This is a genomic window from Ottowia sp., assembly GCF_035325765.1.
In the GTDB taxonomy this organism is placed as follows: domain Bacteria; phylum Pseudomonadota; class Gammaproteobacteria; order Burkholderiales; family Burkholderiaceae_C; genus Ottowia.
In genome coordinates this window covers 1-10403 of record NZ_DAOKZG010000068.1, presented here as the reverse complement: position 1 = coordinate 10403, position 10403 = coordinate 1, and the positions used below count along the sequence as shown (strand labels likewise).

At 69.5% G+C, this 10403-nt stretch carries 7 protein-coding genes and 1 tRNA gene; all 8 read right to left on the bottom strand.

Annotation, left to right across the window (positions count from 1 at the left end):
- Positions 1-49: 49 nt before the first annotated feature.
- A tRNA-Phe gene (locus PKA16_RS14780) sits at positions 50-125 on the bottom strand.
- Between the two features lie 35 nt (positions 126-160).
- A complete protein-coding gene (locus PKA16_RS14775; protein ID WP_324404292.1) occupies positions 161-871 on the bottom strand; it encodes a response regulator in 711 nt (236 codons plus the stop codon).
- Between the two features lie 49 nt (positions 872-920).
- Positions 921-3230: an ATP-binding protein gene (locus tag PKA16_RS14770; protein ID WP_324404291.1), complete on the bottom strand. Its 2310-nt coding sequence runs from the start codon at positions 3228-3230 to the stop codon at positions 921-923.
- A complete protein-coding gene (locus PKA16_RS14765; RefSeq protein ID WP_324404290.1) occupies positions 3227-3844 on the bottom strand; it encodes a DUF4390 domain-containing protein in 618 nt (205 codons plus the stop codon). The genes PKA16_RS14770 and PKA16_RS14765 overlap by 4 nt, the downstream gene beginning before the upstream one ends.
- Entirely contained in the window at positions 3816-5171 is a 1356-nt protein-coding gene (gene rsmB / locus PKA16_RS14760) for a 16S rRNA (cytosine(967)-C(5))-methyltransferase RsmB (RefSeq protein WP_324404293.1), read from the bottom strand. Before rsmB ends, PKA16_RS14765 begins: the two co-directional genes overlap by 29 nt.
- Positions 5167-5766, bottom strand: a complete 600-nt coding sequence (locus PKA16_RS14755; protein WP_324404289.1) for a LemA family protein — start codon at positions 5764-5766, stop codon at positions 5167-5169. Before PKA16_RS14755 ends, rsmB begins: the two co-directional genes overlap by 5 nt.
- A 128-nt stretch (positions 5767-5894) precedes the next feature.
- Positions 5895-10130 carry a DNA-directed RNA polymerase subunit beta' gene (rpoC, locus tag PKA16_RS14750; protein ID WP_324404288.1) on the bottom strand — a complete coding sequence of 1412 codons (4236 nt, stop codon included), beginning with the start codon at positions 10128-10130 and terminating at the stop codon, positions 5895-5897.
- 22 nt (positions 10131-10152) lie between these two features.
- Positions 10153-10403, bottom strand: a 251-nt coding sequence (locus PKA16_RS14745; protein ID WP_324404287.1) for a hypothetical protein, incomplete at its 5' end; no start/stop codon positions are given.

Below are 10403 nucleotides of genomic sequence, written 5' to 3'. Positions count from 1 at the left end.
GGAAGCACAAATGAAAACGCCCAACTGAGAACAGTTGGGCGCTGAATTTTGGTGGCCCAGGGCAGAATCGAACTGCCGACACGCGGATTTTCAGTCCGCTGCTCTACCAACTGAGCTACCGGGCCACGAAGCGCGGAATTATGCCATAGCGCAGTGGCGATCAGCTGCCCGTGCTGGCGCTGCGGCGGCTGCGTGCGAGGTCGACGCCGAGCTGCTTGAGCTTGCGATACAGGTGGGTGCGCTCGAGGCCGGTCTTCTCGGCCACGCGCGTCATGGAACCGCCTTCCTTGGCCAGGTGGAACTCGAAGTAGGCCTTCTCGAAGGCGTCGCGCGCGTCGCGCAGCGGCTGGTCGAGCTCGAACACGCGCTGCGCGCTGGGCGACAGGTCGAGCCCCATCGGCAGGCTGTGGCCGCCGGTCATGGCATCCTCGACGGTCAGGTCGTCACTCGCCGGCGCCTGGGCGGGCGACGCGGCCGGATCGCGGCCCCCGGTACCGGCGGCCGCGGGCACGCTGGCAATTGCCTGCTCCACGGCCTTCAGCAGCTTCTGCATCGTGATCGGCTTCTCGAGGAAGGCGTGGGCGCCGATGCGCGTCGCCTCGACCGCGGTCTCGATGGTGGCGTGCCCGCTCATCATGACCACCGGCATGGTGAGCTGGCCGGTGGCGCGCCATTCCTTGAGCAGGGTGACGCCGTCGGTGTCGGGCATCCAGATGTCGAGCATGACCAGGTCGGGACAGGCTCGCTGGCGGGCCGCGCGGGCTTCGGCGGCGTTCTCGGCGAGCTCGACGGTGTGGCCCTCGTCGTTGAGGATTTCCGACAGCAGTTCGCGGATGCCCAGTTCGTCGTCAACCACCAGGATATTGGCCATGGATGCGTGTGTTCCCTCTGTCTCTGTCGATGCGCGGATGGCCCGCGGATCATGGCGTGCGCGGCGCCGCGTCGAATGCCAATGATACTTGCGCACCACGCACTTGCCCGTCGACGATGCGATTGGATACATCCAGGCGCGCGCCGTGCTCCTCGGCGATCTTCTTGACCACCGCCAGACCCAGGCCCGTGCCCTTGGCCTTGGTCGTGACATACGGCTCGAAGGCGCGTTTCAGCACGGCTTCCGAGAAGCCGTGCCCCTGGTCGAGCACGGTCATGCGCACCTGGCGGCTGGACTCGGACCACTGGGTGCGGACCAGCACCTGGGCCGTGCCCTCGGCATCCGCCTGCCGGCTCGCAGCCTCCGACGCGTCGATGGCGTTCTGCACCAGGTTGTGGATCACCTGGCGCAACTGCTGCGCATCGCCCAGGATCGGCGGGCAGTCGGCGTCGCGCTCGAAGTGCAGTGGCACGCGCAGGCCGCCGTGGTGCGCATCGCCGCCCGTGCCGTACAGGTGCAGCACTTCGGCAATCAGGGCGTTCAGGTCCAGCGGCGCGAGCCGGGCCGAGGGCAGGCGGGCGTAGTCGCGGAACTCGTTGACCAGGCGCTGCATGGCGTCGACCTGGTCAACGATGGTCTGCACCGACTTCACCAGCAAGGCACGGTCGCTCTCGGCCAGCTTGTCGGCCAGGCGCCGCTCCAGTCGCTCGGCCGAGAGCTGGATCGGCGTCAGCGGGTTCTTGATCTCGTGCGCCAGGCGCCGCGCCACCTCGGCCCAGGCCTGGGCGCGCTGCGCCGACACGATCTCCGAGATGTCGTCGAACACCAGCAGGCGCTGGCCGCCAGGCAGCTGGGCGCCGCGCGCCACCAGCGAGACCGCGTCGGCGTTCGGCCCGTCGGCGCTGCGGTAGAGATCGAAGGCCTTCTGCCAGTGATCGAGCCCGTGCTCGGCGCGCGCACCCTCGAAGGCGCTGAACTGCTGCTGCACCTCGCTGCCGAAGCTCTCGAGCCGGGGCAGCGCCGCCAGCGACTGGCCGACGCTGGCGGCCAGGGGCAGCCGCAGGATGCGCGTGGCGCCGGGATTGGACGACTGGATGACGCCGGCCTGGTCGAGCACGATCACGCCCGCCGTCAGGTTGTCCAGGATGGTCTGCAGGTTGGCGCGCGCGGCATCAACCGCGCGCAGGCCGTCGGTCACGGCAACGCGGGCTTCCGCCAGTTCGCGCGTCATGTCGGCAAAGGCTCGCGTGAGCCCGCCCAGCTCGTCACGACCCGGCGACACCAGGGTCGGCCGCAGGTCGCCGGCCGCGACCCGGCGCATGCCGTCGGCCAGCATCAGCAGGGGCGTCATGAGCTGCTTGCCCAGCAGCACGGCCAGCAGCACGGCGCCAAACACCGACAGGAACAGCGCCAGCGTCAGCGTGCCGATGTACATGCGGCGCAGGCCCTCGCGCCCGAGGGCGCGCTCCTGGTACTCGCGGTTGGCTTCCTGCACCGCCAGCGCATGCGTGACCAGCGTCGCCGGCAGCGGCTGCACCGCCTGCACCACGCGCGGCTCCTGCAGCAGCTCGATGGCGCCCGGACTGAGCAGGACCAGGGCACGGATGCGCGCAGTCGCTGCGCCGTCGGGCGTCGGCTGCAGGCCGGCTTCGTCCAGGCCCTCGATCTGCGTGGTCGCCCCTTGCGTGCGCGCGGCGCGCAGCAGCGCCGCCGACGGTCGCGTCGGCGTGAGTTCGAAGCGCGACAGGCCGGCGCTGGCGATCAGCCGGCCCGAGGCCGTCCACAGGCTGACGTCGCTGGCGCCGATCTGTGCGCGCAGGCGCTCCAGCGGCAGCGCCGCGGCCTTGTTCGGCACGTCGGCCAGTTGCGTCGAGGCGGCGCGCAACTGGTTGGCCAGCTCGCGCGCCTGCGTGTCCAGCGAAGTGCGCGCCAGCGTCAGCCCGGACTCCAGCGCCCCTTCCACCTTGACGTCGAACCAGCTCTCGATCGAGCGCGCCACGAACTGGTAGGAAACCACGTAGATCAGCAGGCCCGGCACCACGCCCACCAGGGCGAAGATGGCGGCCAGCTTGATCAGCAGGCGGCTGCCGAACTTGCCGCGCCTGAGGCGCGCCAGCAGCCGGTAGATGCCCCACAGGATGACCAGGGCCAGCACCCCTGCCGCCAGCATGTTCACCCACAGCAGGCGCGTGTAGTAACGCTCGTAGAGCAACCGGTTGTTGGTCGCCTGCACCAGCAGGAAGATCAGGATCAGGCCGGTGACCACCATCGCGCCGATTGCCAGGCGCAGCGACCAGCGCGCCACCGCACCCTGGCCCGGCGGCCGCAATTCGCCCGGCGTGGATTGCCGTGCCGTCACTGCCCCGGCTCCACGCTCAGGTCGATGCGCCGCTCGATCGCCAGATGCCAATCGGCCTGGCCCACGTTGCCGAGCTGGAAGGTACGCGGCAGCTGGCTGGAATCGAGCCGGAAACGGAACTGCAGCGTCTGCCGCCCCTCCGAGGCCAGTTGCTCCGCGCTCGCGATGCGCCAGCCGGCAATGCGCTGCACGGCACCCAGCGCCTCCTCCAGGGAATCGTAGAACTGCGTCAGGCCGAGGCCGAGCGCGGCGCCGGTGATCGGCGTGCTCGACACGTTGACGCGCCAGCGCCGCGTCAACGGTTGGTAGGCGACGCGGGTGTAGCGCAGCGCCTGCGCCAGCCGCTCGTCGGTCCAGTACCAGCGCTCGCGCGTGATGCGTGCCTCGGCCACGAAATGCACCGCGATGCCCTTGCGCAGCGCGTCCTCCACCGAGGGCGCCAGCCCGAACCGCATTTGCGCGAACAGGAACAGTTCGCCGTCGACGCGCTCGACGCGCAACTCCTCCAGCTGAGCCGGCTCCGACCGGCCCAGCATCGGTCCGGCCACCAGGGCCAGCACCAGCAACACGCGCAGGAGCCGGGCCTCAAGGCGGGCGCTTTTCCAGCAGGGCATAGAAGAAACCGTCCTGGTCACGATCCGGATTGTCGCCAACCTCGGACCCCGGACCGGCGACACCGGGGAGCAGATGGCCCGGAGCCGGCCATTTGCGGGCTTGTGCGTTGCGTGCAAGGAACGCCGCGATGCGCTCCTCCCCCTCGGCCCGGAACACCGAACAGGTGCAGTACAGCAGGCGTCCCCCCGGTGCCAGGGTCGGCCACAAGGCCGCCAGCAGGCGATCCTGCTGGCGCGCCAGCTGGGCGATGTCGGTTGCACGGCGCAGCCAGCGCACGTCCGGATGGCGCCGCACGATGCCCGAGGCGCTGCAGGGCGCATCCAGCAGGATGGCATCGAAAGGCTGGCGGTCCCACCAGGCCTCGACCTGCGTCGCGTCGGCCACGCGGATCTCGGCCTGCAGGCCCAGGCGCGCCAGGTTCTCGGCGATGCGCTGGCTGCGACCGGCGTCGACCTCGAGCGCAGTGACGCGGGCCTGCGGACGGCACTCCAGCAGATGGGCGGTCTTGCCGCCCGGCGCCGCGCAGGCATCCAGGATGCGTGGCGCCGCGCTGGCCAGGCCCTCGAGCAGCAAGGGCGCGGCGCGCTGGGCGGTCGCCGACTGCACCGAGACCAGGCCTTCCGCGTGCCCCGGGATGTCCCGCACCGGACGCGGGCGTGCCAGCCGCACCGCCATCGCGCCGAGCGGCCGGTGCGCGATCCCGGCCTGCTCGAGCCGTGCGCAGTAGGCCGCGACCGAAGTGCGCTGTCGGTGCACGCGCAGGTCCAGCGGGGCGGCCGACTGATCCGCCTCGAGCACCCGGTCCCAGTGCTGCGGATGGTCGCGCCGCAGGCGCTCGATCCACCAGGCCGGGTGGTTCCAGCGTGCCACCGGATCGGCGGCCACGGCCTGCAACCAGGCGTCCGGCGTGCGCAGGAAGCGGCGCAGGCAGGCATTGAGGAACGGCGCCTGGCGCCGCGTCGCAACCAGGCGCTTGGCCGCCTCGACGGCCTGGTCGACCAGGGTGAAGGCCGGGTAGGCTTGCCCGCTGGCCGGGACCAGCAGCGCCAGCGCGCTGCACAGCAGGGCGTCGACGGCCGGCGCCGGCCGGCGCGGCGCCAGTTGCCGGCGCAGCGCCTGGGCCGTGCCGAGCTGGCGCAGCACGTCGAAGCCCAGGGCCTGCGCGCCCGGCCGCAGCGTGGGCGGCACCGCCTCCAGCAGGCGGCTCATCGACTGGCCGCGCCACACGCCTTCGACCAGGCCGGCAACCGCCTGCAGCAACTGCCACAGCGGTGCGGCCTGCACGGCGCGCGGGTGGGGCGCAGCACCGGCCGGGTCGCCCTCAATCGTCACCCAAGCCTCCGCTCCCGGCGGCCAGCGGGCGCGCCAGTCGGAACCCGAACAGGGGCGCCAGCAGGACCGCCGGAAACTGGGCCACGGCCTGGTTGTAGGCCCGCACGGCGTCGTTGAAGCCGGCGATCAGCGGCGCCTCCTGGTGTTGCAGCCGATCCCATTCGGCCTGCAGCGATTCGCGCGAGGGCAAGGCCTCGGCCAGGAACCAGCCACAGGTCAGGACCTCGTCCCAGGCGTCGCGCAGCACGGCGCGTGCCAGCACCAGGCTGTCGATCGCGTGGCGGTCGGCGGGCCGGGCACGCACCGGCTGCAGCGCCACGGCAAGTTGCTCGCCAGCCGCCGCCAGTCGCGTCCAGGCCGCCACTGCAGCCTCATCGGCCCCTTCGGCCGTGCCGGACGTCTCAGCGCGAAGCGAAGCCGGCAGCGCGGCGCGCAGCCAGCCAAGCTGCTCCAGCAGCAGTCGATCCAGTTCGGCGAACGCCTGCCCGACCGCACTGCGCATGCGCGCCAGGCGGTTGTAGGCGCCCGTGGCCCAGAACAGCAACAGGGCCAGCAGGCCGGCCGCCAGCATCGAAGAACCCGTCAGCATGTGCACATGATCGCATGCACCGGCGCGTCCGCCGCGTGCGCCAGCACCCGCGCCATCCGCAGGAGGGCAAAAAAGCGCCCCGCCGGCTTGCACAGCGCGTGCGGGGCGTGGCGGGTCGCGCGAGCCGATCAGGCGTCGCTGGCCCCCTCGTCGGTCGCGGATGGGCTGTCCGGCTCGATCTCCGCGGCGACGCCGGCCAGTTCGGCCTCTTCCGCCTCGGCGATGGCGCGGCGCTCGGCCTCGTCCATCTGGTCCTTGGCCTTGCGCGCCTGGTGATAGGCCAGGCCGGTGCCCGCCGGGATCAGGCGGCCGACGATGACGTTCTCCTTCAGGCCGCGCAACTCGTCGCGCTTGCCCATGATGGCCGCCTCGGTCAGCACGCGCGTGGTTTCCTGGAACGAGGCCGCCGAGATGAAGCTGTCGGTCGACAGCGACGCCTTGGTGATGCCCAGCAGCAGGTTGGTGTAGGTGGCCGGGGTCTTGTCCTCGGCGCGCAGCGCGTCGTTGGTGTCCAGGATCTCGCTGCGCTCGACCTGCTCGCCGGCGATGTAGCCGGAATCACCGGGGTTCTCGACCACCACGCGGCGCAGCATCTGGCGCACGATCACCTCGATGTGCTTGTCGTTGATCTTCACGCCCTGCAGGCGGTAGACGTCCTGCACCTCGTCGACGATGTAGCGCGCCAGCTCGTCGATGCCCAGCAGGCGCAGGATGTCCTGCGGATCGGCCGGGCCGTCGACGATCACCTCGCCCTTGTTGACCACCTGGCCCTCGTGCACCAGCAGGGTCTTTTCCTTCGGGATCAGCTCTTCCCAGACCTTGCCGTCCGGGTCGGTGATCTGCAGCCGGATCTTGCCCTTGGTCTCCTTGCCGAACGAGATGGTGCCGGTCTGCTCGGCCAGCACGCCCTTGTCCTTGGGCGAACGCGCCTCGAACAGCTCGGCCACGCGCGGCAGGCCGCCCGTGATGTCGCGCGTCTTCTGGCCTTCCACCGGAATGCGCGCCAGCACCTCGCCGGGGCCGACGTCCTGGCCGTCGTGCACCTGGATCAGCGCGCCGACGGTGAAGCCGATGGTCACCGGATGGTCGGTCCCCGGGATCTTGACCTCGCTGCCGCTGGCGTCGATCAGCTTGACCTGCGGGCGCACCACCTTGGTCGAGCCACGGCGCTTGGGATCGATCACCACCAGGGTGGACAGGCCGGTGACCTCGTCCATCTGCTTGGCGACCGTGAGGCCTTCCTCGACGTTCTCGAACTTGATGGTGCCGGCGTACTCGGTGATCACCGGGCGCGTCAGCGGATCCCAGTTGGCGAGCACCGTGCCGGCCTTGACGGCCTGGTCGGCCTTCACCGTCAGGATGGCGCCGTAGGGCACCTTGTGCCGTTCGCGTTCGCGGCCGTGCTCGTCGTGGATCGTGATCTCGCCGGAGCGCGAGATCACCACCAGGTGGCCACGCGTGTTGGTCACGTAGCGCATGGTGGTGTTGAAGCCGATCGTGCCCGCGGTCTTGGCCTCCACGCTGGAAGCAATCGCCGCGCGCGAGGCGGCGCCGCCGATGTGGAAGGTGCGCATGGTCAGCTGCGTGCCGGGCTCGCCGATCGACTGCGCGGCAATCACGCCGACAGCCTCGCCGACGTTGACCAGGCCGCCGCGGCCGAGGTCGCGCCCATAGCAACGCGCGCAGATGCCGAAGCGCGTGGCACAGGTAAGCGCAGTGCGCACCCGCACCTCGTCGATGCCGGCGGCCTCGAGTTCGTCCATGGCGTCCTCGTCCAGCATCTGGCCGGCCCGCACCACCACTTCGTGCGTCTCGGGGTTGATCACGTCCTCGGCCGTCGAGCGGCCCAGCACGCGTTCGCGCAGCGACTCGATGACCTCGCCGCCGTCGACCACGGCGCGCATCAGCGTGCCGTTGCTGGTACCGCAGTCCTCCTCGGTCACCACCAGGTCCTGCGTCACGTCGACCAGGCGACGCGTCAGGTAGCCCGAGTTGGCGGTCTTCAGCGCCGTGTCGGCCAGGCCCTTGCGCGCGCCGTGCGTGGAGATGAAGTACTGCAGCACGTTCAGGCCTTCACGGAAGTTGGCCGTGATCGGCGTCTCGATGATCGAGCCGTCCGGCTTGGCCATCAGGCCGCGCATGCCCGCCAGCTGGCGGATCTGCGCCGCGGAACCCCGCGCGCCCGAGTCGGCCATCATGTAGATTGAGTTGAACGACTCCTGCTCGACCTCCTGGCCATCGCGATCCAGCGTCTTTTCCTTGGCGAGCTGGCTCATCATGACCTTGGACACCTCGTCGCCGGCCTTGCCCCAGATGTCGACCACCTTGTTGTAGCGCTCGCCGGCCGTCACCAGGCCCGAGACGTACTGGTGCTCGATCTCCTTGACCTCGGCCTCGGCGCGCTCGATGATGCCGGGCTTCTCGCTCGGCACCAGCATGTCCTCGATGGCGATCGAGATGCCGGCGCGCGTCGCCAGGCGGAAGCCGTTCTGCAGCAGCTTGTCGGCAAACACCACGGTTTCCTTCAGGCCGCACTTGCGGAAGCTCGCATTGATCAGGCGCGAGATTTCCTTCTTCTTCAGCGCCTTGTTCATCAGTGCGTACGGCAGGCCCTTGGGCAGGATTTCCGACAGCAGGGCGCGTCCGACCGTGGTGTCCACCAGCGCGGTCGACGGCGCCAGCTCGCCGCTCGTCTTGTCCCGGGTCCACTCGGTGATGCGCACGCTGATGCGCGCCGTCAGTTCGGCGGCACCGGCATCAAAGGCGCGCTGCACCTCGCTCACGTCGGCGAACACCAGGCCCTCGCCCTTGGCGTTGACGCGCTCGCGCGTCGTGTAGTAGAGACCCAGCACCACGTCCTGCGAAGGCACGATGGACGGTTCGCCCGAGGCCGGGAACAGCACGTTGTTGGATGACAGCATCAGCGTGCGCGCTTCCATCTGCGCCTCGATCGACAGCGGGACGTGCACCGCCATCTGGTCGCCGTCGAAGTCGGCGTTGAAGGCCGCGCAGACCAGCGGGTGCAGCTGGATCGCCTTGCCCTCGATCAGGATCGGCTCGAACGCCTGGATGCCCAGGCGGTGCAGCGTCGGCGCGCGGTTCAGCAGCACCGGGTGCTCGCGGATGACTTCTTCCAGGATGTCCCAGACCACCGGCGTGCCGGCCTCGACCTCCTTCTTGGCGGCCTTGATGGTGGTCGCGATGCCCATCTGCTCCAGGCGCGCGAAGATGAAGGGCTTGAACAGCTCCAGCGCCATCAGCTTGGGCAGGCCGCACTCGTGCAGCTTGAGCGTCGGGCCCACGGTGATGACCGAGCGGCCCGAGTAGTCGACGCGCTTGCCCAGCAGGTTCTGGCGGAAGCGCCCGCCCTTGCCCTTGATCATGTCGGCCAGCGACTTGAGGGCGCGCTTGTTGGCGCCCGTCATGGCCTTGCCGCGGCGGCCGTTGTCCAGCAGCGAGTCCACCGCCTCCTGCAGCATGCGCTTCTCGTTGCGCGCGATGATCTCGGGCGCCTTGAGCTCGAGCAGGCGACGCAGGCGCGAGTTGCGGTTGATGACGCGGCGATACAGGTCATTCAGGTCCGAGGTGGCGAAGCGCCCGCCGTCCAGCGGCACCAGCGGCCGCAGGTCGGGCGGCAGCACCGGCAGCACGTCCAGCACCATCCACTCGGGCTTGATGCCCGACTTGCGGAAGGCCTCCAGCACCTTCAGGCGCTTGGCGTTCTTCTTGACCTTGACCTCGGAGCCGGTCAGGTCGCCCCGCAACTTCTCGATCTCGATGTCGAGGTCGATGCCCTGCAGCAGTTCCTTGATGCCCTCGGCGCCCATGCGCGCGACGAACTCGTCGCCGTACTCCTTGCGCTTGGCGTCGTGGTCGTCCTCGCTCATGATCGAGAACTTCTTCAGCGGCGTCATGCCCGGGTCGGTGACCACGTAGGCCTCGAAGTAGAGCACGCGCTCGATGTCGCGCAGCGTCATGTCCAGCACCAGGCCCAGGCGCGAGGGCAGGGACTTCAGGAACCAGATGTGGGCGCAGGGCGCGGCCAGGTCGATGTGGCCCATGCGCTCGCGACGCACCTTGGTCTGCGTGACCTCGACGCCGCACTTCTCGCAGATGACGCCGCGGTGCTTGAGGCGCTTGTACTTGCCGCACAGGCACTCGTAGTCCTTGATCGGGCCGAAGATCTTGGCGCAGAACAGGCCGTCGCGCTCGGGCTTGAAGGTGCGGTAGTTGATGGTCTCGGGCTTCTTCACCTCGCCGAAGGACCAGGAACGGATCTTCTCGGGCGAGGCCAGGCCGATGCGGATGGCATCGAAGTGCTCATCCGGCGTGAATTGCTTGAACAGGTCGAGCAGCGATTTCATGTGACTCTTTCCTCTTCGAATATCAGGAACGCTCGAGCTCGATGTCGAGGCCCAGCGAGCGGATTTCCTTGACCAGCACGTTGAACGACTCGGGCATGCCGGCGTCGATCGAGTGCTCGCCCTTGACGATGCTCTCGTACACCTTGGTGCGGCCCTGCACGTCGTCGGACTTGACGGTCAGCATTTCCTGCAGCGTGTAGGAGGCACCGTAGGCCTCCAGCGCCCAGACCTCCATCTCGCCGAAGCGCTGGCCGCCGAACTGCGCCTTGCCGC